This window comes from Paenibacillus sp. B46(2026), from assembly GCF_056786355.1.
Window position 1 is genome coordinate 5,341,168 of the sequence record NZ_CM165907.1, and the last position, 24,179, is coordinate 5,365,346.

Genomic DNA, 24,179 nt, shown 5'->3' on the forward strand with positions numbered 1-24,179 from the left:
ACGGTAGACAGTAGCTTGACACCCGCGGTGTTTGCCTGTTATTCGAATGATTATCTACTTGCCGCCAATAAACCCGTTTTTTTGAATCGCTTAGCCGTCTTGAATCATCGATTCATCTTCAAAGAGCAAGTGATCGATTTCTTCGTTCAAATACACATACTGTATAATTCTCCTCATTATTTAATTAAAATTTTAAAAAATACTATTTATTCTGTCTAACTCAAGCCTTCTGCTTCGAATTAATTATGCACTTCACATATATGCCTCTGACGGAGCTGCTGGTTCATTTTATGCGCTTCAATGCCAGCCAGGAGCACAATGCCGATCCCGTGGGTATCGTTCAGATTCCATCCCAGATCATCGCGATAATACAAGGCGGTAAACGAGTACCCGGAACCCCGGCATACCCCGTATATATTACCTTTATAGTCAATCGACAAACGCGTCATGCCTTCCCATCCTTTGCATACCGCCTCCAGATAGGGCTCAGGCTGTTCCAGCCACCCTTCCCGAATACCACGGGCATAGGCGTAGATAAACATGGATGTGCAGGAGGTTTCTTCATATGAATCCGGGCGGTTCAGCACCTGATGCCAAAGTCCATTTTCCCCTTGCAGCGCCAGATAACCTTGACTTAAATCACGATAGAAAGTTAGCAGTTCCGACCGTTTCACATGATCATGCGGCAGGATGGATAACAGTTCGGTTAATGAAAAGAGCACCCAGCCGTTCCCTCGTCCCCATGGAATACCTGTCGCCCGACCACGCACAAAATCATACACATGGGACATGATCTGTTGTTCGGGAAGGTAGAGGTATTTACGGAACATCAGGAACTGATTGACCGCATCATCCCAATAATCCGTATCTCCTGTTAACTGACCATAACGCATCAGAAACGGTGTACTCATGTACAAGTCATCACACCACATCGTCTCCTGACGCATCTCCCCACTGCCGCGAACCCGGTAAAAGGCACCGTCCTCCAGACGTTCCTGCTCATCCGTGATGTAGCCTGCAATCCGATCCGCGGTGTCTCTTCCCCCACGAATATCGCCCAACTCCATCGCAGCTAGCAGTGTAGATCCAAACGAACCGCAATCATCCAGACTGTCTATCGCAGACAGCTGATTATTGATTCCTGCCGCACCGTACCCTTCCCGATCCCACAGACCATAACGGTCGAATGAAGTACTCAGTTCAATATGTTGCCGCACATACTGAATGTAATCATCACGTCCCAATTCCTGTCCCGTTTGGAGCAGTCCAAGCAGGGTAACGCCGAGCGGATAATTCCACTTCCCGTAATGTGTATTCTCAAGGTAAGGACGAACGTGGGTGTCGGGAAGATCTACGCGCCAATACACACCTTGTGTGCCATTATCAAATACGGTATCTGTTCGCACGATGTCGGCGTGGGATGGCTCAGCGCCGGGAGCAAACACACCTGTGTACAGCCAGGGGTCAGAGCATCCCGCAACCGGATGAGGAGGCTTCAGTCTCCAGCCTGTAGATCCCGAACGCTCGGCATCTTCCAATGTGAATCCCCAGGAGCCACCAAGTGCTTGAATTTCACCTTTTGCGACCAGATCCGATGAACCGTAACGGCGCGGAAGTTCAACGTGGAATTTACCGCTACCTCCAGCAGAGTATACTTCTGTCCCCCCCACATACAGGGTCAAAGCTCCTTCATGACGGCCTTGTAAAATAACTGGCGTTGATCCTGGCAAGGTTACATCCAGTCTGGACCATGCGTAGGCCACAGCGGGCTGTTCAGCACCAGATAATTCTGCTGAATCTGTTGTGCCCGATGCAGCGGCCAGAATTCTGGCGAAACAGCCCCTGCTCTTTTCTGCCTCCGTCCAGCCCCTGCGCGGATACCAGGAAAGGTCCGTTTCTTCTTCCGTCATGCCGTCACGAGGAAGAGAGGATACAGGTTCATCGACGGGTTCTGAATATAACCAGCCCTCCTGACCCTGACGATCTGCCCCAGGAGTGAGGAAGTGCAGCGGGAAATTTTTGAAAGAGGCTGTTCCGTAGATACCGCCGAATCCCACTTCTGTTTTGACAAAACACAGCAACACATCATTCCAGCCATAGTGAACGGGAATCGGAATCTGGGTTCTTCGCTCGGGAAATAACTCCTGCAACAACTCGGACTTGAACACCTCTTCACCGTTCACATAGATCGTCACCGGACTATAACAGTTCAGGCCTGTATTTAACGTTGCATTCTGCTCACTCCATAACTTGCCCCATACATACACGTACTGCCCTGCATGCGCCTCTACGCATTTCTCATTCAGATTCAGGTCGTAGCGATAATCCCCTAACCTGCGAAAACCTCCCTGATGATAAGCTCTGAACAAAAAGGAATGTTTCGGATGATCGCCAATATAACGCTGAGCCACCGTTGTCAATATATCCGGAATTGAATCGTACACCTTGCCTGCAATCGCCTCGTTCTCATGAAAATAACGAATGATCGTCAACTCCCTTCCTTATACCTTGATTCGTTCGCTTAGCCGTAATGTCTCTCCGCCCTGCACTTCAACAACCTGCTGATCTGCTGTGAACCAAACCGGGTTGGCAGACGGATTATGGATGATGGAGCGATCGGCCGAACACTCCAGTCGTTGCACCGCTTTCCAATAGGCAATCACTTCGATGTTCGTGGCATACCAGATATCGTCCCTGCCGCCAATCTGCTCACCGAACTGTTCGATGATCTCCCAGTTGTCGTTGTCATTGAACTCATAACTGTGACCCCAGACGTAGAGTAATAGTGGTGTACCTGTTTTGGAATGTTGGATAAAACGTTCGGCATGAGCCGCCAGATCATGGTTATGATGACAGGTCGGATGCCATTCAAGGGGGCGGTCTGGCAACGTGTATCTGCCATGAGATTCAACGGTACGGGCATAATCAATGCCGAGCCACTCCAGCTTTGTACTTAACGCACGGTCATATCCTCCGTTGGGGTAGGCCATGCCTCGTACCGGATAACCGACAAGCTTCTCCAGCGCTTTTCGGTCCTCCATAATCTCTTCGGTCAGCAATTCATTCGGAACATAAGGCAGTGTAGGGTGAGTAACGGTGTGAACAGCTACTTCATGTCCGGCGTACTGTTCCGCGACTTCCCCAGGATCGATACGGCCTGGATTGCCCAGGGTACCAGAGTTCAGATTAAATGTTCCCCGCAGTCCATACCGATTACAGATATCCACCAGTCTGCGATCATGTACCACTCCATCGTCATAGCTGAGCGTTAACGCTTTCATCACACCACCTGGATAGCGGTCAAACTGAATACGATGTCCCATCTTGTTCCTCCTCCTGCTTCTTTTCCTGCTCCCTATTTCTGAATTTCCTTCACGTTAAAATAGCGAAAAACACCCTGACCTCCACGATTCGCAAACCGTGTGTTTACGGCATAGATGCCCATCTTCGCGCCAACCCAGAGGGCTGTTGTTGCGTTAAACGGTGTACCGATCGGCTGAAACTCCGCTCCGTCCTCACTCCAGCTAAACTGGCACAAAGCAGGTTCTGTCAGGGTAAGCCTAAGATGAATGGTCCAGCCGGTTGCCTGCGAACCCTGGCCCTCCCAGTCCAGTCCCGTTTCCTCCCATTCTTCCGCATGCAGATGGCTGTCTGCGCGTTTGGCTCCGCGAATCAGCGATAACCGAATGGTTCCGTCTTCTGTCTGTAACAGACACAGGCTTGCATACGAATCACCAAACATGATGAGACCTGACTGATCCCCTTCTTGCCCAGGCCAGAACGTGAGCTGGGTTGTCACTTCAAATTCAGAGGCAGGCAGCTTCTGTAAGAGAAGATGAGGTGTACCAAACAAAGACTGAACGCCCTCCGGGTACGGATGAGCAGGCAATACGATCCCTCTTTCTGTACCTGCCTCAGCCCATTCAGGACGGGAGTTCGCCTGCCATTGCCACTGCAGCCCCAGACGATCAGCCTGAAAATTATCGGATACCTCAGGTACAGTGATCGGATAGAAAGTTCCTACATCTGGTTTGATGTGCACACCCACAGGTTCCCCTGTTCCCGTGCCCTCAGAGTCAATTCCAATGACAGGCCAGCCGTCTTCCGTCCACGTCATCGGCTGTAGATGAACAATGCGGCCATAGGCATCCCGATCCTGAAAATGAATAAACCAGGACTGCCCCGATTCCAGCTCCACGTATCCTCCCTGATGAGGCCCATTCACAGAGGAAGATCCCTGGTGCATAACAATCCGATCCTCATATGGCCCAAATACCTGTTGGGAGCGCAAAACCGTCTGCCACCCCGGCTTCACACCTCCAGCCGGAGCAAAGATATAATAATATCCCTCACGCTTGTAGAACTTCGGCCCTTCAATGGTCGGATGATGTTCAGTCCCATCAAAGACGATCACGCCTTCGTCCAGAAGCTTTCTTCCATCCGCAGCCATCCGGCACACCTGAATTTTACTTTTGATTCCACTACGGCTATGAGCAAAAGCATGCACCAGATAGGCCTGCCCATCCTCATCCCATAAAGGACAAGGGTCAATCCAGCCCTTTACTGCATGAACCAGATGCAGCGGCGACCACTCGCCTTCAGGGTGATCCGCCGTGGTCATGAAGATGCCCTCATCCGGTGTACTGAAATAAATCCAGTACTTTCCGTCATGATACCGAATGCTGGGTGCCCATACGCCTTTGCCATGAAGAGGTACATCGTACCCTGGCAGATCCAGCCGTTCTATGGCATATCGGACAAGTTTCCAGTTCACCAGATCCTTCGAATGTAAAATCGGCAGCCCCGGAGTATGGGAGAAACTCGAAGCCGTCATATAGAAGTCATCTCCTACACGAATCACGTCCGGGTCCGAATAATCCGCATGCAGAATCGGATTGCGGTATGTACCGTCTCCCTGATCTGCGACCCAGACCGGGTCCAGTCTTTGTTGGTCAGATTGGGTTGTACTCATGCGTTCACTCCTTCATCTGAATTCTTGAGCAGGTACATGACCTGCATCCTGCAATCGATGATGTTCTGAATCAAAGTACGTACCTTCCAGCAGGCCTATTAACGTGTTGGTAACACGTACTTCGATGTCGTTGTCTCCCGCACGCAGCCAGGAGGTATCCCCCTTCCAGCAATACGGAGACCAGCATCGTACACCAAGACTATGTCCGTTCACCCGCACTTCCACTACATCCTGCACTCGCCAATCCCTAAATTCCAGCTCGAAGATGGTAGCATCCTCTTCTGATTCATCCAGCCAGAACGTGCGTTTATAACTCATTTCCCCGGCAAAATGGGGATACAGCGGCTGAGGTTCAGGTCCGATGCGAAGGGCCGTGTCGGGCTCGCGCACGAGTGAAGCCATGCCTTCATGATGGAACTCCACGCCGAATCTTCCTTGTAGATACAAGGGATCAACGATGCCATGCTCATCTTTCGTTATCTGCACAATTACCGTCATTTCGTTAAGGCCGCTGCGAAGCAGCTCCGCGATATTACAAGCGATGTTCGTGTGGTCGGTTATTTCAATGAGATGGAATTGTTCTTTTTCAATGAGTTGACCATTAATCTCGATGGACCAGGTGCCTGAGATCGCCGCTCTGTCCATGAATAACAGGCATGCAGGCAATGCCGTTCTTAGCTCAAATGTGCTCGTGTATCGGCACTCGATCGGGTATACAACGGATGCTTTTTTCGGTGTGCCAAATACCTGACTAAACTGGATTGGCAGATGCTGCTCCGATAATTCTGCCGCCTGATCAATAAATGGTTTTACAGCTACATGCTGGCTTTCCAGAATTATTCCATTAGCATTAGAGGCCCGAAGATGGAATTGTCCCATTCGCAAGATGTTAGGCTGCACCGTTTCCAGTCGCCATGGCCCTTTTGAAGGGACTCTGATCTCATAGGCTTGATTCGCTCCTACCGAAGCATCCGTTCCGAACGTCAAACCTATTGGATCTGCTTCATCCACCTTCGTTGTTAATGCCTCTTCCGTCGCCGGTTGTAAAGTAAGGCGTACAGCATGGGCTTCGTATGGCGCAAGCGTGAGTGAAATGCACCATTCCCCGCCACTGCTCGTATACGGTAATGCCTTAAGCTGCCCTGTCTCCAGATCAAGTCGTTCTGCCACGAGACAAGCACCCTCTGACAGCTCCGTTCCATCCCACAGCTGTCTGGCAACCAGCTTCAATTGACCCTTCAATTGCTGCCCCTCCTGATTGGTCAAGAAAACCATATGCTCCCCATCGGACAATTGACGGGTATGCATCAGCAGGGATGCACTTTCTTCCTCCATGATCCAGCAGATCGGTTCCGGCAATACCTGATCGAGCAGGAGAGAGATCAGTTCCAGCGAAAAGTCATCTCCTTGGCCCGTCCCTGCGGGTAAAAAGTAGGCATTACCCTCTCCCTGATGCCACATAGTTTCACGGTTATCATGATCTGTTGTCACGCTACGGCCCCAGTAAACCTCTTGCGGCTGTTCGCCCGCTCCAAAGAACTGGGCGGCTTCATCTCCCTCCGGACTTCCCGGCTGGATCGCAATATGCGGAGGCATCCCAACAGAAATGACGGTTCCTCCCTGCTGAACGAATCTCTTCACCTGTTCCCAGGCCGCTGCCTCCAGATTCAGCATCGGTGGCAGGATCAACACATCATAACGGGCTATACCAATCTGAATGATGCCATCCGTCAATTCAGCTTCAGCCAACAATTCGGGATCAAGGTGATCATAGTCTCGTCTGTTTTCGAGCAGATGTGTCGTGATCCGCATCCAGTCCTTCGTCAGACGATCCAGTTGTACCCGCTCGGCTTCGTCTTCGCCGCTGTACTCAAATCCATGCAGCGGATTCCCCATCAGACTCCAGAATGTCGTCGTGGGGTCAAGCACGGCAATACGAATATCTGCTGCTCCGGTGCTCATGAGATAGCTCAAACGTCCGGTGTAATCCCCCAACTGCCGGAAATGCTTCCAGTAGGGATTCTGCAAAAATTGAGATGGCGGTGCATCATGCTTTGCAAGCCCGCCAATCGTATAGAAAAAAGCGTGAAAGTTATAAAAATTGGTGCCCATGGCGGCCATGCGGTCAATCATCCACTTGGCATCCTGTAGCGTCATGGACCAGCCCACACTGTGAAAACATTCAATCAGATTGCGGCTTCGACCCAGCTGCCGGGCAAGAGAACTCACCATCTTGGGATTGTCACGCATCTTTTGGCCGTAGCGTTCCAGAATCCAGGATAAGGATCGTCCGATTTTCTCATGTGCCGAATCACCGCCAGGCATATGGCTGAACAACTGGGTGGTCATCCGTACGCCAGGCACCTCTGCCGCATATTGGATTCCTGCTTCCTCACACCAATCATGCACCTGTTTGTGATAGGACTCCCTGAGAAGCAGATGCAGTGACTGGTAATAGTCATACCGAATCCGATGCGCGTCCGGAACATCACCATATAGTAGAGCCGGTAGCGAATCGATCAAACTATAACCACAACGCTCACTGAAATAACGGGGAAGCTGTGGTGACCAGGGGATACGGCCCAGCGGTGCGATTTCATCTGAGAACATGCCTTTGATTACGCTTTCAAATTGTTCTCCAACCGCTGACTTATAACGCTCATGTGTCAGTTCAATAAAACGACTCATCGCTTCCTTGTGGCAAGGATCAACGAAGTTGCCGTAATATTTGAAATCATCGATCTCTTTCTCTTGAAAAACAACAAGTTCCCAATCACCCGCGGGAGCCTCCCACAACAGGAGAAACGCTGTTCGGTAGGTAAAAAACCGCTTGCGATTATACGACGTTAATCCGGTCTCCTGATATACCTGGTCGGTCTGGATATTGCCGATTTTGCTGCACAAGTCGATGGATTCATGCCACATCCGTTTGCCCTGTGCATCCTTGGGAATTGCCTTTGCAACCAACACTCGCCCCCATGGCAACTCCAGATCCACAACTTCTCCGCCCTGAACCACCAGCTGATGATGTATGAGCTGACGCTGCTTTGCTTCAGGAAAATCAAGGGTCACTTCGCCGCCAGCCATTCCGCTTGGATATGGATATTCGTCATATAACCATACCTGCATGCCATGGCCGGCAGCTGCCTGCACTGCAATCCGCACCTTGTCGAACCATGCTTCAGAGAGATAGGGAATCTGTAGTCCCTGACGCGGACAGATGAAGAATCCGCCTACACCTTGTGTGGCCATCTCAGCCACCTGCCGCTTAATCTGCTCTTCTTCCATATCCCCGTTCCAGAACCAAAAGGGATGAACCCTGTACTGCGCCTCGGGATTTTCAAATGCATCCCCGTTCCACATGTTGCCTTCCTCCCTGCATGTTCAAGAGTAGTCGTTAAACTTTACCAATAATGTTCATTTGAGTTCAAATAGGTTTGTTTCGCTTTGATTATACATCAAAAACCATATTCAGGAAGTCATAATTTCCAGAAAGTTGGATGAAATTTTTGTTCACGGATCAAGTCATTACAGCGATAAGAGAAAGCCCGGCTTTTTCCGCTACACTGAAAAGTACGGTTACCGGGCTCTGGCTTATAGAGTTACTTCAGTGCTGCGTACAGTTCATTGACTTCCTTGACGTAATCGTCTCCACCGTTGTTCTTCCACAGGGCAACCGCATCTGAGAATCCTTTTTCATCAATCTGTCCCACGATATATTTGATCCGTGCATCATTGATGATATTGTCCAGCTGCGGTCCTTTCTGGGCGTACACATCGGAGATTAAGGGTTCGCCAGGATTGGCGACAACAATCTCCTCATTGGCTTTTTGCACCTGTGCAACCTTTTCCCGAACAGGTGTCTGTTCCACGCGAAGCGTTTTGTCCTCCGGAATAAACATTAAGATCTGGTTCAATCCTTGCACATCTCGGAGCGCCAACTTATCTGTGGACGGAACGATATAGCCCCCTTTTTTCTCATACTGCTTGCCTTCCAGTCCGTTCCCGAGCAGCGCCTGCAATTCAGGTTCATTGAGATGATCCAGGAAGCTTAGCACCTTTTTCAGTTCCTCTTCGGTTTTGACACTGCCTTTGGAGATGGCAATCATTCCGGAATATCCGGACGTTGGCATATCACGCAGTCCCTTCGGACCTTCCATGGCTTGTAGCACATCTACACGCCCTGTCGCATTCGGGTCTTTATCGAGTATTTTCTGGTCCATGCGCTGCGCATTATCTGCCACATCGACCATGACACCGGCTTGCCCATTCACAAATGGGTCAGGCAGTTTCGTCGCATCCATTACTGCAAAGTCTTTATTGACCAAACCCTCGCTATAGATTTGACGGAAAAATTTCAATGCTTCCATGTATTCTGGTGTCTCATGCGCCGGGATCAGACCACCGCTGCCATCATCTCCCCATTTGTTGGGCGCACCGAACCATACCTGCATGTTATCCCACGGGCCCGTAAATTTGCTGGCAACCAGACCGTACGTATCATCCTCGCCGTTACCGTCCGGATCATCCTTCGTGAACGCTTTCAATACATTGTAAAATTCATCAATCGTCTTCGGCTCTTCCAGCCCCAGACTCTCCAGCCAGTCCTTGCGGATAGTCACCCCATTACGTCCCAGAGGGCGAGCCCGATAGATCCCATAGGTTTTGCCATCGATAGAGGCGTTGTTGGTGATAATTTCATTCATTTGACTCAGATTCGGATAGTCCTTCAGATAAGGACCTAGTTCCCAGAATGCTCCTGTTCGGGCTGCATTGATGAAGCTCGGTGATTTCCCTAATACGACCATAATTTGCGGAAGTTTGCCCGAAGCCAGTGTGATATTGAATTTATCCTCATAGGAACTGCTCGGCACCCATTGAAGATTAACATCCACCTGTGTCAATTCCTCCAGCTTCTGGATCACAGGGCTGTTATCCGGCGGATTCTCCGCTTCAAAGTTCGGAAGCATGATTGTAATCTGATCCGTTACTCCTCCGGCTGCTTCACCAGAACCTTTATCACCTGTGGAGCATGCTCCCAGAATCGTACTAAGTACCAGTGACGCAGAGAGTAGCAGTGCACCTTTTTTGAATCCCGTTTTTTGTCCCATACGTTCTCCCCCTTGGCTTTAGCCTTTGATTGAACCTAACATGACACCTTTGGCAAAATGCTTCTGCAAAAACGGATACACCAGCAAAATCGGAATGGTACCTACAACGATCACCGCCATTTTGATCGACTGCTCTGGTGGCTGTACAAAATTGGGGTCCATGTTCGCCATATCTCCGACACTGGCCTGCGAGAGCAATACGATCTGTCTCAGCATGACTTGCAGCGGCCATTTGTCACTATCGGAAATGTAGAGGAGTGCCGAGAAAAAGTTGTTCCAGTGGCCCACGGCGTAAAATAAGGCAAACGTGGCAATGACCGGCTTCGATAAAGGCAGAACGATTCGCCATAGTACCCCGAGATCGGAACAGCCGTCGATGCGGGCCGCTTCCTCCAGCCCGGGCGGCATTTGCTGAAAAAAGTTTTTGACAACAATTAAATTAAAAGCGCTGATCGCGCCAGGAAGCATAAGAGCCCAGTAGGAATCGAGCAGTCCCAGTCCACGAATGACGAGATACGTTGGGATCATGCCACCGCCGAATAACATCGAGAAGATCACCATGTTCATCATGACGTTACGGCCCCAGAAGTCACTTCTGGATAGTGGATAGGCCATCGTTAATGTGAAGAACAGATTGACCAGTGTCCCTGCCACCGTGATGAAAATGGAAACACCAATGCTGCGAAAGATCGTGGACGAGGAGAAAATATACTCATATGCACTGAAGGAAAACACCTTTGGAATGAGGAAAAAACTGCGTTCGGTGATCTCGGATTCCGTTGCGAAAGAATTCCCTATAATATACAGGAAAGGAAGGACGGTTAATATGCCCAGAATCCCCAGCATGACGTAATTGAAGATATCAAATACCTTGCCGGCAGGGCTGTTGTATAGACGGCTGTTCATGGGCGCTCCTCCTTAATAAATTCCGGGATGACCGAATTTTTTCGCAAGTTTATTACTGCCGAGCACCAGAATGATCCCCACCACAGACTTGAATAGTCCAACAGCGGTACTGTAACTGAATGCACCTTGCGTGATCCCCACCGTGTACACATACGTATCAAATACATCTGCGACATCCCGGTTGAGGGAGTTGGTCATCAGATAGATCTGCTCAAATCCGGTATCGAGGAAGTTCCCCAGTCTGAGAATGAGCAAAATGACTATAGTTGTGCGAATTGCGGGAAGTGTGATATGCCACATCCGCCGCAACCGTCCTGCGCCATCCACAATGGAGGCTTCATATTGTTCCGTATCCACCCCTGCGAGGGCTGCAAGGAAAATGATCGTGCCCCATCCCATCTCCTTCCACATCATCTGTACAATAATGAGCGGACGGAACGAACCCGGACTGGAGAGGACATCGATAGGCTTGCCTGTAATCCAGGCGATCAGGTCGTATAACACCCCGCCTTGCGGAGTCAGGAACACGTACGTGATACTAGCAATAATTACCATGGATACAAAATGGGGTACATAAACCAGCGTTTGAATCGTTCTTTTGAAGAAAGCGACCCGAATTTCATTTAATAACAAAGCGATAATAATCGGTGCCGGGAAAAAGAAGATCAGATCATACAGGGCAAGGACCAGCGTATTGCGCAATAGTCGGAAGAAATCCGGATTGGAGAAGAAGTTCGTAAAGTTCTCTAGCCCCACCCACTGGCTCTCTCGTATCCCCAGAAAAGGCTGATAGTCCTGAAAGGCAATGACGATCCCCCACATGGGCAAGTATTTAAAGATGACAAAGTACAAAAATCCGGGAAGCACAAGCACATATAACCATTTGTTTCGTTTGATCTGCCTTTTCCAGTTAGACTCTCGTCTCATTGGCCTTGTAGCCATATCCGCTTGAGCAGTTACAGTGGCGTTGGTATTCCAGTCCGTCTTCCCGTTCATCATGTCTCCCCTCCCTCAACGATGTAAGCGTTATCAATATATCTGATATTCAGACTATACAGCCGCTCTTTTTCCGGCAACCTTCATTTTTTGCATTGCTACGACATGTTGGCCGAAAAGCCCGCTATAACGCCATTCCCACAAGAAATTGAACATAACGTAGCAGATAGAATTGCACATTTTTGCAGGTTTATCCTTCTTTGTATCAAGGTAGAATAAGAAATAACCGGCATCCGCTAAAGCTGAATGCCGGTCTGAAATGACAAAGATATAAACGGTTATTGTCTGAACCATTGATCGCGATACTGACTCGGTGTGACTCCCTCCTGTTTCTTGAAGATTCGATTAAAATAGCTATGCTGGTATCCCACCGCCGCTGCAACATCGTTGATTTTCATCGTTGTCTCCCGTAACAATTGCTTCGCCGCATCCATTCTCACACGTGTCAGATAATCAATAAAATTGATGCCTGATACCTGTTTGAATGCCTTGCTCAGTGCATAGGGTGTCATCTGCTCCTCGTCAGCACAGTTTTCCAGCGAAATGTCGCTGCGGTAATGTGTATCGATGTACAACATCGTTCGTTCTACCACCAGTTTCAGCGGTTCCTGCGATCGTATCTCAACCTCTTGTATATACGGCATGAATACCTCATTCATCATCCATTGTCTCATCTGTACAGGTTCACGAATACCGGATAGTCGCTCATACATGTTGCTACCACCAAACAGCTTATAAGGTGTGACCCCCGTTTGCAGCATCATGTGCTGAATACTGCCGAGCAATTGAAGCATCATCTGCTGCACTTGAAATTCGGTACTTCCCATCCGTGTGATCTCACTCATGAATTGTTCCAGCACACGTTCTGCTTCGGCTTGTTTGCCCAGCCTGACCGCCTGTAACAACTCCCGTTCCAGCCCAAGCGGATAGGAAGCTGCTTCGTTTCTGCGGAAACACTCCTCATCCTCCAGATCGAGAATCTGACTTCCTTCCTCCACACTGCGATAAGCCACGGCCTGTTCCATCTCGACGAATCGTCCGGGCAGTTCCTGAAGTGAAGCTGCTGGGCGACTAATCATCAAGGTCACCTTCATTTTGAGCGTTTGTCCAATGACTTCCACCAGTTCCTGTCCCCATAACAGCGCTTGTGACTTTACTGGTTCGTCCTGAGGTGCGATCACAAGCATGGCGGAAGACAGGTCATGAAAGTTCATGACACTGATCTGCCTGAAATAATTTTTCGCCACTTCCTGAGTGATATTCACTGCTGCAAAGGTGACTAATCCCGTGTCCTGGCTTCCAAATCTGCCTTGCAGCTGCTCATATCCCGTAAAATACATCTGCACCAGCAAAAACTGCTGGCCCTCCAGTTCAAAGCCAAGATGACGCATCCGCTGCTGAAGATCCTGCTCGTTATAGGCGTATAGATGTCCCTGTACAAGTTGTAAAACAAAACTGTCGCGCAGATGAGGAAGCTGCTCCTGCAACTGGCGATGTGCCGCGACACTGCGGGAGGTCAGTTCGTTCCACTGTTGCTCCAGCAGCTCAAACTCGTCCAGCTTGGCATCCGTTGGTGTTGTTTCGTTTCTGCCAGGCGTAAGCAGATGCAGCATCCGTGCTACAGGCGAATAGATGCGGCGGGAAGCAAACCAGGATAACAATAATCCAAGGATGAGACTGCCTGCACTTGCAATGACGATGATTTTGGATACCAGCTTGACTGGCGAAGTGACTGAGGTCAGAGGTGCTGCGGAGACGTAAGTCCAGTCTGAATCGATCCGACTCAATGAGCCGTATGAGACAGAATAGGTCTCATCCTCATATCGGAACAGGAATGAGCGGCTACCCGCATGCAGGGCCACTTCTTCTTTTAGCTGCTGCTCAAAAGCAGAAGTCTCTCCCGCCGTTCCCGGATTCCCGGTAACCAATGTGTTTCCTTCCTGATCCATTAGGAACGTTAAACCTTCGTCGTATGGGGTAAGCGTTTTCAATAAACTGGCGACTTTCTCGTTATCCAGTGTGATGATCAGTGCACCGAATGGGTTGATGCTTTCGCCCGGAATCTTATGTACAAGAACCAGTGCATTACCTGCATCCGTATGCAGTAGACTATCATTCAACGTAGAGGATGTACCACTGTTGTTGCCGGGTACCCAGTCTGTCCAGTACACATGATTGCCCATGGAGAGATAACGATCATACGCTTGTACTTTGGCATCATCGTTCAACTCGTTATAATCCCGGTTAAACAAGATCGGCTTCGGTTCCTGCAAATACAGCTGTGCTGACTTGATCAGCGGGTGGGAACCTTGCAATACATATAATGTAGTGACAATCTCCTGCGTTTCATTGAAATAATACACAAAATCCAGCGTCCGCAAAGCATTGCCAAACCTTGGCTCAAAAGCCCAATGGGATAAGTTCATCTCCAGATAAGCCAGCTGGTCATCCACATTGCTTGCCCGGTTCTCGATCTGGGTCTGATGCATCTGATTGAACTCGGTTTCCATCCGGCCAACGACCTGTTGATACATGACGATGCCTGTGATTAGCCCGGGAATGCTGGCAATGAGTAAAATAAGCATGAGGCTGTTTCGATAAAATCGTCCTTTATGTCTTCCTGCCTTCAAATCGGATAACCGTTTGAATCTGCCAAATATTCGATCGCTCCTAGTCGGTTCCATCGCTGCTCACCTGCCTGCTTGCATCGGGTCTGACTGTCATGGAAACTTCCTCAACTCCCCTGAGAATATATGGATGTAATCCTTTTCTTGTATTATACGCACAATCCTCAGGTGAATGAAACGATCTGTAACCGATCATTTTTTTAACCAATGTTTTATTAACATGACAAAATGGATTACAATGAGATATAGCAAACATGAAGGAGGCCTTTTTAATGAAAGAACAGATTTATTTTGAACAAAATAGAGAAAAACACCTGGCAGAACTGAATGAATGGTTGTCCATTCCAAGTATCTCTGCCATTTCAGCCCATAAAGAGGATATTAATCGTGCAGCACAATGGGCAGCAGATGCACTCACACGTGCAGGCATGGAGAACGTTGAGGTCATTCAAACGGCTAGACATCCGATTGTCTATGCAGATCACCTGCACGCACCCGGCAAACCGACAGCTCTGATCTATGGACACTATGATGTACAACCTGTTGATCCGCTTAACCTGTGGGACACACCTCCTTTCGAACCGACCGTTCGTGATGGCAAGCTGTTTGCCCGTGGTGCAACGGATGACAAAGGACAGATCTTCCTACATATCAAAGCAGTAGAAGCGATGCTTGCCGAAAATAAGGAACTTCCGGTTAACGTCAAGTTCTGTATCGAAGGCGAAGAGGAAATCTCCAGCCCGAACCTGCCCATCTATCTGAATGAACATACAGACAAGCTGCGTGCAGACATGATACTGATCTCAGATACGTCCCTGCTTGAAAAAGGAAAACCGGCGATCTCGACAGGCCTGCGCGGCCTATGCTCTATGCATGTGGATCTCAACACAGCCAATACCGACTTGCACTCCGGTTCATTTGGTGGTGGTGTACCCAACGCACTGCACGCACTCGTGTCCCTGCTCGCTTCGTTGCATGATGAGCAAGGCCGTGTGAGTGTAGATGGTTTCTACGACGGCGTTCTGCCACTGTCTCCTGAGATGCGAGAAGAATTTGCGAAACAGGGATTCAATGAAGAACAGCTTTGTCAAGACCTCGGGCTGGAGCAATTGTACGGCGAAGAAGGCTACTCGTTCGTGGAACGTGTTGGCGCTCGTCCAACGCTGGAACTGAACGGCGTATGGGGTGGTTTCCAAGGCGAAGGTAGCAAAACCGTTATTCCGAAGGAAGCTCATGCCAAAATTACGTGCCGTCTCGTGGCGGACCAAGATCCACAACATGTATTGGATCGTATCGAAGCACATCTGCGCGCTCACGTTCAACCAGGTGCAACGCTGCATGTGAAACAGATCGAGAAAGCTTTTGCTTTCAATACCGATCCTTCCAATCCAATTATGAAAAAAGCAGCAGATGCATATGAGCACGTGTATGGTGTTCGTGCCCTCTTTACCAAAGATGGCGGCTCCATTCCGATTGTTGAGAAGCTTTCACGTGTACTCGAAATCCCTGCTGTTATGATGGGCTTTGGCTTGCCGGATGAAAATCTGCACGCACCGAACGAGCACTTTAACCTGGAGAACTTTGATAAAGGGTTGTTGACGATTGTTCAGTTTTTGAAGAGTTTGTAATAGTTAGAGCTCATTTTAAAAATAAGTGCTGGGCAAGGTGCTGAGTGGACGTTCCGGTGCCGAATCGTTCTTTAGATCGCTGTTATCCCCGGATTTCCTTGATTCCCTTTCTAAAGGGAGAAATCCGGGGATAAAGGCGAACGCTCCGCTTCTTCAGAATCGATTTCGTCCCCTTCACTACGTTGCAGCTTGTCGCAGGCTGATTTTAAGATTGAGCCTAACTATTAAATGGTTAGTGCAATGGGGATAACAAAAGGACGGCCTTCGGGTCGTTTTTTTTGATTTATTTTGTTTCTTTTTTCTTTGGTTCTTTGGTTCTTTGGTTCTTTGGTTCTTTGGTTCTTTGGTTCTTTGGTTCTTTGGTTCTTTGGTTCTTTGGTTCTTTGGTGAAATTGTAGTTTTTTCATGGCTACTTTTCATAATGGAACTTACTTTTAATTGGTTAGTTTAATAGAGATAACAACACGGCGGCCCTATGGCCGTTTCTTTGAATTTTGTATCGATCATTGCGTTGCAGCTTGCTTTATTATGGCTTCTTTAAAGAAATGGATCTGACTTTGATGGGTTAGTGTGATAGCTCACAGAACGATGGGCTTCTGAACACTTTTTTTGGTTTTTCTCGATCATTTCGTTATAGTGCTTCCTATGACTGATTTTATAGACGGAGTCTCGGTTTAATGTTTAGTATTATAAAGATAACATACGCGACCTTATAGGCCTTTTTTGATTCGGTGTCCTTCACCAGGTTTCAGCTTTTATCGTTGCTGCTTTATTGTGACTGATTTTAAAGACGTCTAACTTTAAGTGTTTTTATAGAGACAACACAAGTGGCCTTTTGGGATGTTTGTTTGGAACGGTTGATATCTAGAATATCTCTCGGTGGAGTCATGTTGCGGATCGGGTAACGAAGATAATTTATAGCTACAGAGGTATTTCTGGATGGGAGGATCTTTCGGGATTCCTGCGTTTTGACTTACTTATACTCAGGACTTCGCCGCGGGACTTTTGCCATGAGGTGTTTACCTGCTGTTGCACACCAGCAAGCTAATCCAAATGATGAGGTGAACGTTGTGTCTGCTTCTCACCTAACCAAAAATGCGCTAGCTCACTCGCTTAAATCACTGATGGAGCATACTCCGCTGAACAAGATTACGGTCAAACATCTGGTTGATCATTGTGGAGTGAACCGGCAAACCTTTTATTATCATTTTCAGGATATTTACGCGCTGCTTGGGTGGATCTATCAGACTGAAGCGGTGGAGAGTCTTACGGAGTACCGAAGCTACAACACATGGACAGACGGATTCTATAAAATCTTTTGTTACATCGAAAACAACAAAACGTTCTGCTGCAACACACTCGACTCGCTCGGGCGTACCCACTTGGATGTGTACCTCTATGAAGTAACCCATGATCTGATCATGGGGGTTATTGATGAGCTAGCCAGTGGGATAAAAGTCCGCAGTGAAGACAAGGAATTCGTCGCCAACTTCTATACCTTGGCCTTCACTGGGCTGATCATTCAGTGGATGAGAGGCAACATGCAAGAACCTCCGAAACAGATTATTGAGAAGCTCAGTGAGCTGATCGAAGGCAATGTCTTAAGGGCACTGCACAGGTATGAGAATAAGCTGCCTTCCGATTAGGATGCGCGGCTTTTTTTTACATGATATTCAATCCTGTTTTTAGACATTTTTCCAAAAGTGACTAAAAACTGGACACTCCTGTTCTTTTGATTATACCTTAAGGCACCTGCAAGGTTTACATTAGGGATGTGATTACAGTAACTTTTGGAGGCGAATGATCGTGAAGAAAGAACACGGTAATAAACAGGTCTATTTCGTAGGCGGCGGCATTGCATCATTGGCGGGTGCAGCTTATCTGGTCAGAGATTGTGGCTTTCCCGGACAACACATTCACATTATCGAAGAAATGCCGGTTCTCGGCGGCAGCAATGACGGCGCTGGTAATCCCGATCAAGGATACATTATCCGCGGCGGGCGGATGCTCAATGATGAGGCCTATGAGAATCTGTGGGAGCTGCTGGCTTCCATCCCTTCCATCGACCGGCCGGGCATATCTGTCCGACAGGAAATCACCGAATTTGACGATGCCAATCCCACACATTCCAATGCGCGGCTCATCAACCGTGATGGCAAGGTAGAAGATGTGCTCTCCATGGGCTTTGATATGGCCGACCGCCTGGCGATGGGCAAGCTGATTATTACTCCTGAAGACACGCTGGGTAAATTGCGAATCAACGACTGGTTTGGCCCTCACTTTTTCAAAACGAACTTCTGGTATATGTGGGCGACCACCTTCGCCTTCCAACCTTGGCACAGCGCCGTGGAATTCAAAAGATATATGCTTCGCTTTTTTCACGAATTCCCGAGAATTCAGACGCTGGAAGGTGTCACCCGCACACCATTCAACCAATATGACTCGATCATCCTGCCACTGCAAAACTACCTGGAACCGTTTGGCGTAGATTTCACGCTGAAATGCACCGTTACCGATCTGGACTTCAAAGACGGCGACGGCATTACGGTCAGCCGAATGCATGTGCGCCGAAACGGTCGCGAGGAAGTCATCGACATCCACGAAGGTGATCTGGTTATTGTCACGAACGGTTCGATGACCGAAGGGGCCGACATCGGCTCCTTGACTTCCGCCCCGAAACTGAATGGCAAGGGCAGCTCATGGAAGCTGTGGGAGAACATTGCCGCCAAGAAACCGTTGCTGGGCAACCCTTCTTCTTTTAATGAGCATGTTGATGAGTCCAAATGGGAATCGTTTACGGTCACCTTCCAGGATTCGGTCTTCTTCGATCTGATGGAGAAATTCACGCGTAACCGGGCAGGCACCGGCGCTCTGGTTACTTTCAAGGATTCCAGCTGGTTCATGTCCGTCGTTCTGGCCTTTCAGCCGCATTTCCGCAATCAACCTGAGCATGTCAAGGTGTTCTGGGGTTACGGGTTGTACCCGGATAACGTAGGCGACTATGTGAAGAAAAGAATGTGCGATTGTACCGGGGAAGAGATTATGCAGGAGTTGATTGGCCATCTTCATTTCCAGGAACATCAAGAGGCAATTATGGCTACGGCCAACTGCATTCCGTGCATGATGCCTTACATTACAGCGCAATTCATGCCAAGACTGAACAGCGACAGACCAAAGGTTGTACCTGAAGGCTCCACGAACCTCGCCTTCATCAGCCAATTCTGCGAGATTCCCGATGACGTGGTATTCACAGAAGAATATTCGGTTCGGGCAGCACGGATCGCCGTCTACACTCTACTTGGAGAGAACCGTCCGATTGAGCCGATCAACCAGTACCAGTATGATGTTCGGACGCTGTTCAGCAGCTTTGTAACTTCGTTTAGATAATTGCTTTAAGTCACCGGGATTGGGCTTTTCCCTGGCCATACTGCAATGCATATAATGAAAATCACAAAAAAGAGAGACCTGTTATCGATGACGGGCCTCCCTCTTTTGTAATCAATAATTTTGTAAACACTACATAGTTATGTGCGGAAAGTCGTAAATTTCAACATGTGCACAAGCTTGGATAAATGTGCGATTTCCTGCTGGACTCCGGAGGTATCTGTCCCCGCCATTGCCTGATTCGCCCGCAGCGTTCTACGTGTGTTCAGCATACCTTCGATCAGTTTTATGACTGTGTTACGTCCACGATGATCCACAACCATGTACTTTTTACGTGCATCCAGCTCTACCCATACGATGTTGCTGAAGGATGTGAACAGATGCTTGCGGTACTGCTCCATATCGGTCTCATTATAATGTTCTCCATAAAAGGCATAATATCCGTGTATGTGCAACTTCTCCGCCAGCACTGCGATGAACGGATCATGTTCGAGCATAGCGTTACGTTCCATGTTTCACGCCTCCGTTATGCGTGATCCGCAGATCCCGTCTTTTTTGAGATCTATTTTAACATATTAGAAAAGATATTTCCTCTACAGCAGTAACGGCTACTATATCAATCCAATCTATTCCTTCATACAGATACAGTACAGTTCAATTCACATCGTAGAACCTTCTAATTGTAACTTACTCGCTGATCCGTATCCCCTTTACCCACACACCCTCAATATCCAGCTCCGCATTCAGCAAAACGATATCTGCCTGTTTTCCTTGAGCCAGGGAACCTGTCCGGTGATCAATGCCGAGCAGACGCGCAGGGGTTAGACTTGCTGCACGGGAGGCAGCCTTCAGACTCAAACCCACTTCCTGCACCAGATAACGGAAACCGCGAATCATCGTCAGTGTGCTTCCCGCCAATGCGCCGCCGTCCTTCAGTCTGGCCTCGCCATGTTTCACGATCACAGGCAGATCACCGATCTTGTACTCCCCGTCATCCAAACCCGCAGCAGACATGGCATCTGTGATCAACACGAGTTGATCGTTATGTTGCTTCAGCTGAGCGAGGATTGATATCGCCGCAGGGTGCACGTGAATGCCGTCAGCAATTACCTCGGCACTGATACGTGGATCACTCAGCACGGCTCCGGCAGCCCCGGGTAACCGGTGATGCAGCGGTGTCATGGCATTGAACGTATGTACTGCATGATGTAGTCCTGCCTCAATTGCCCGCTCCACCTCTTCATAGGTCGCATCGGTATGGCCGAGTGCCGCTGTAATCCGTTGTTCTCGCAGCCATGAAATGACTTCCAGCGCGCCTTCACGTTCCGGTGCCAACGTAACTTGACGGATCAGGCCAGGATATTGCTTCTCCCATGCTTCGAGCCAGGATACATCAGGTAGTATGATATGTTCCGGATTTTGCGCACCAGGCCATTTCGGACTGAAAAATGGACCTTCCAAGTGCACACCCTCAAGCTGTGCATATGGCATTTCACTCGAACGGTAGCGTTCCACTTCAGCAAGTACGCTATCCAGTCGCTCTTTCGGAGCCGTCATGGACGTCGCAAGCATCGCTGTTGTGCCCTGCGTACTATGGAAAGAAGTGATCTTATCCAACACCTCCGAGCTTGCGTCCATAAAGTCTTCTCCGTTCCCACCATGCACATGGATATCAATGAATCCAGGCACAATGAGACCACGGTCCGGTACAGACAACGACAAAGCCTCTCTTCGAATCTGTTCAGGAAGACCTTCCGGTATCCCAGCATAGATGATTTTCCCATCCCTCCAAGCTAATACACCGTCTTCCAATATCTCATCTGCAAGGAGCAGCTTGCCCCGAAGAAGAGAAATATTTTCATCACGCTGGCTCCCAGGTTCATGGCTATTCGCTCCGGTCATCTCACCAGCCTCCCTGCTGCACGGTCCAGCAGTACCACCACATTTGGATGACATTGCAAAAGCGATGCAGGACAGGCCGTTGTGATTGGGCCCATGAACGCTTCGCGAATAATCTCGGCTTTTTCCTCGCCACGGGCAATGAGCAGAATTTGTTTGGCTTTCAAAATGGTACCAACACCCATTGTAATCGCCTGAGCCGGAACTTCATCAATGCTGTCAAAGAAGCGTGCGTTTGCCTTACGCGTCTCGTCTTTCAAATCCACGACATGCGTTCGTCCTGTAAGTTCAGTTCCCGGTTCATTGAAGCCAATATGACCATTATGTCCAATGCCCAGTAGTTGAAGGTCTACGGGTCCACGATCGTCCAGCCGTTGTTCATAGGAATTACATTCCTGTTCCAGATCTGCAGCCTGACCATCAGGCACTTGCGTTCTAGCAATATCTATATCGATATGATTGAATAATTGTTCATTCATAAAACTGCGGTAACTTTCACGATGTTCTGTTGGAAGTCCGACATACTCATCGAGATTAAAAGAAGAAGCCTGTGAGAAGCTGACAAGCCCCTTCTGATATAACGTGATAAGTTGTTTATATATGCCCACAGGAGAACTTCCTGTCGCGAGCCCCAATACAGCCCGTGGTTTGGTCTGCAACAAGCTGGCAATGAGGCCAGCACCTGTGGCGTTCAAATCTTCTTCATTTTCAAAAATGCGTATATTCATCTTCATCTGTCAGGCACCTCCGTTGTGTTGGACTCGGTAAGATTGTACATTGTGATAGGATTGTTCCAGTCTAGGGATAAAACGGTCGAAGTCGGCACTTACCATGCCTGTGAACAAAATATCGACCACATGCAGCAGTGCAATACGTGAAGCCATATCTCCACGCCTCATGCCTTCTTCCAGAGAAGACGTGAACAGTGGAATGTCCGATACAGTTGCGAGTGTGTTACTTCCGTAGGAAGTCAGTGAAATCGTAGAAGCTCCAGCCTGTTTGGCACAATGCAGCGCATCGATGGTCTCTGGTGTTTCGCCCGAATAGGATACGGCCATCGCCACATCTCCCTCTGCGAGCGAAGATGCGGATGTAATCTGCATGTGTGAGTCGGAGAAAGCCGTACAGCTTTTGCCGATCCGCACCAGTTTCTGATAGAAATCCTGCGTAACAATCGACGAGGTAGCCACACCGTAAAGATCGATGCGGCGAGCCTGACACAATAATTGCACTGCTTGCTCCAATCTGCCCAAATCCAGCAAACGGGTGGTATCTGCAATAGACGCGAGGTGGTTGGCTTCGATAGCTTCAACAATTTTGGAGAGTGAATTGCCCGCCACAATATCCTGATACGCCGTTTCATCAGATGCGTGGGACAATTCTGCGGCGAGTTTCATTTTGAAATCAGGAAAGCCTTTGAAATGAAATGACTTGCAAAAGCGGGTTACCGTCGCCGCACTTGTGCCACTCTGCTCTGCCAGATGACTAATCGTCCAGCCGGGAATGTCCGATGGAGATTGCATAATGACTTCGGCAATACATCGCTCCTGAGACGGAAGGTTATTCAGTTCTTGCTGCAACGCACGTAATATGGCTGCCATGAGGACCTCACTTTATGAAAATTATTTTTATTTATTTTTATAGAATTAAGAAAATCATTTTTATAACTTCATTCTAATCAAGACGATCCTGCAAATCAAGAGGAATTTCACACGACTTTCAAATGAAGGAGCGGTGTAAAATGATCCCTCGCCACTTGATCCAAATGTTGGATACCCTTTATATTGAAAATAGAGAGGGGCGCAATAATAGGAATCATAATTGATATGAATTCGGTTATTTCATTTTTTCACGCTAAAACAAAAAAGCCTCTTCCCTTCTTTGGACAAAGAATAGGAAAGACTCTCGCGTTACTACGAATTAATTCATTTTAATTCATGCCATCTATCTTTTTAAGAACTCACTGGCTAAGCCGGGTACCGTCATTTGATGAACCGATTGATTTTCAATTTCCTCTGCCAGATCGTCATCTGTTAGAGAAACGAAGAACGTAATGTCTGCTTTTGCTTGTCCAAATTGGGCAAAAACGTCATCGGATATCTCATTTACCACTTTGGCGATGATTTCAATGATCTCATCCTTATACTTCTGAACCTCTTCTGTTGCATACAACAATCGGCTGATATGGTTAAAATACGTATCGCCGCCATACTGATATTCGGAGCAGCCCCATCTGTAATAGAACTCGTCCTCCTCAATCTATCATTTTGCATAATATTTTATTCGATACAGGCTGTGCAGCAACTGTATTTGATACCGATGCATTAGCTGCAATAGGTATACACATTGATTTTATTAATGGACGAGCTAAGCGGATGTATGGGGTAGGTGGAACGAGCGAAATCTGCTATGAACAGCACATTCCCAATCTTCGTATCGATCATATGGCTTTGACGGAATCATTGGCATTGATTTTATGATGAGAGCTTCTTGCAAAGTCGACTTTGAATTAATGAATGTTCAATTTTCAACATAAGCCATGTAATGATAGCCTTTGGATGGTTGTCATTATGGGCTTATTTTTGTATAACATGGATTGGTGACTCAATCCCGGAACAACGCATAATCTGAGGTTAATTAACTAAAAATCAACAGC

16 protein-coding genes are annotated in these 24,179 nt (G+C 48.3%); 3 read left to right on the top strand and 13 right to left on the bottom strand.

The features are described from left to right. Positions 1–239: 239 nt before the first annotated feature. From AC1S8V_RS23735 to AC1S8V_RS23770, 8 genes are all read right to left on the bottom strand, one after another. Positions 240–2,492, bottom strand: coding sequence for a glycoside hydrolase family 88/105 protein (locus AC1S8V_RS23735; protein ID WP_482071021.1), 2,253 nt, complete (start codon positions 2,490–2,492; stop codon positions 240–242). A 9-nt stretch (positions 2,493–2,501) separates the two neighbouring features. Continuing rightward, on the bottom strand, positions 2,502–3,323 hold the full coding sequence (locus AC1S8V_RS23740) for a polysaccharide deacetylase family protein (RefSeq protein ID WP_482071022.1): 822 nt from the start codon (positions 3,321–3,323) through the stop codon (positions 2,502–2,504). A gap of 32 nt (positions 3,324–3,355) precedes the next feature. Continuing rightward, entirely contained in the window at positions 3,356–4,972 is a 1,617-nt protein-coding gene (locus AC1S8V_RS23745; RefSeq protein ID WP_482071023.1) for a glycoside hydrolase family 43 protein, read from the bottom strand. A gap of 12 nt (positions 4,973–4,984) precedes the next feature. Next, positions 4,985–8,335, bottom strand: coding sequence for a glycosyl hydrolase (locus tag AC1S8V_RS23750; RefSeq protein WP_482071024.1), 3,351 nt, complete (start codon positions 8,333–8,335; stop codon positions 4,985–4,987). 239 nt (positions 8,336–8,574) lie between these two features. Next, complete coding sequence (locus tag AC1S8V_RS23755; protein ID WP_482071025.1) at positions 8,575–10,083, bottom strand: extracellular solute-binding protein; 1,509 nt, start codon at positions 10,081–10,083, stop codon at positions 8,575–8,577. 18 nt (positions 10,084–10,101) lie between these two features. Continuing rightward, positions 10,102–10,989 (bottom strand): carbohydrate ABC transporter permease, encoded by an 888-nt coding sequence (locus AC1S8V_RS23760; protein ID WP_482071026.1) that lies wholly within the window; start codon positions 10,987–10,989, stop codon positions 10,102–10,104. A gap of 12 nt (positions 10,990–11,001) precedes the next feature. Beyond that, on the bottom strand, positions 11,002–11,931 hold the full coding sequence (locus AC1S8V_RS23765) for an ABC transporter permease (RefSeq protein WP_482074569.1): 930 nt from the start codon (positions 11,929–11,931) through the stop codon (positions 11,002–11,004). Positions 11,932–12,263: 332 nt separating this feature from the next. Further along, complete coding sequence (locus AC1S8V_RS23770; RefSeq protein WP_482071027.1) at positions 12,264–14,669, bottom strand: AraC family transcriptional regulator; 2,406 nt, start codon at positions 14,667–14,669, stop codon at positions 12,264–12,266. Positions 14,670–14,884: 215 nt separating this feature from the next. Between AC1S8V_RS23770 and AC1S8V_RS23775 the strand changes: the two genes are divergently transcribed. The 3 genes from AC1S8V_RS23775 to AC1S8V_RS23785 all read left to right on the top strand — a co-directional run bounded on the left by AC1S8V_RS23775 (position 14,885) and on the right by AC1S8V_RS23785 (position 19,627). Further along, entirely contained in the window at positions 14,885–16,240 is a 1,356-nt protein-coding gene (locus AC1S8V_RS23775; RefSeq protein WP_482071028.1) for a dipeptidase, read from the top strand. A 1,070-nt stretch (positions 16,241–17,310) separates the two neighbouring features. Beyond that, positions 17,311–17,886 carry a TetR/AcrR family transcriptional regulator gene (locus AC1S8V_RS23780; protein WP_482071029.1) on the top strand — a complete coding sequence of 192 codons (576 nt, stop codon included), beginning with the start codon at positions 17,311–17,313 and terminating at the stop codon, positions 17,884–17,886. A gap of 154 nt (positions 17,887–18,040) precedes the next feature. Further along, a complete protein-coding gene (locus AC1S8V_RS23785) occupies positions 18,041–19,627 on the top strand; it encodes an oleate hydratase (protein ID WP_482071030.1) in 1,587 nt (528 codons plus the stop codon). A gap of 137 nt (positions 19,628–19,764) precedes the next feature. Here the strand turns inward: AC1S8V_RS23785 and AC1S8V_RS23790 are convergent, their stop codons facing one another. The 5 genes from AC1S8V_RS23790 to AC1S8V_RS23810 all read right to left on the bottom strand — a co-directional run bounded on the left by AC1S8V_RS23790 (position 19,765) and on the right by AC1S8V_RS23810 (position 23,698). Then, positions 19,765–20,136 carry a hypothetical protein gene (locus AC1S8V_RS23790; RefSeq protein ID WP_482071031.1) on the bottom strand — a complete coding sequence of 124 codons (372 nt, stop codon included), beginning with the start codon at positions 20,134–20,136 and terminating at the stop codon, positions 19,765–19,767. A gap of 175 nt (positions 20,137–20,311) precedes the next feature. Further along, the gene (gene nagA / locus AC1S8V_RS23795; RefSeq protein ID WP_482071032.1) at positions 20,312–21,526 is read right to left on the bottom strand and encodes an N-acetylglucosamine-6-phosphate deacetylase; all 1,215 of its coding nucleotides are present in this window, start codon (positions 21,524–21,526) and stop codon (positions 20,312–20,314) included. After that, entirely contained in the window at positions 21,523–22,251 is a 729-nt protein-coding gene (gene nagB / locus AC1S8V_RS23800; protein WP_210109933.1) for a glucosamine-6-phosphate deaminase, read from the bottom strand. Before nagB ends, nagA begins: the two co-directional genes overlap by 4 nt. A 9-nt stretch (positions 22,252–22,260) precedes the next feature. After that, complete coding sequence (locus tag AC1S8V_RS23805; RefSeq protein ID WP_482071033.1) at positions 22,261–23,124, bottom strand: MurR/RpiR family transcriptional regulator; 864 nt, start codon at positions 23,122–23,124, stop codon at positions 22,261–22,263. A gap of 343 nt (positions 23,125–23,467) precedes the next feature. Then, a complete protein-coding gene (locus AC1S8V_RS23810; protein ID WP_482071034.1) occupies positions 23,468–23,698 on the bottom strand; it encodes a hypothetical protein in 231 nt (76 codons plus the stop codon). Positions 23,699–24,179 lie beyond the last annotated feature (481 nt).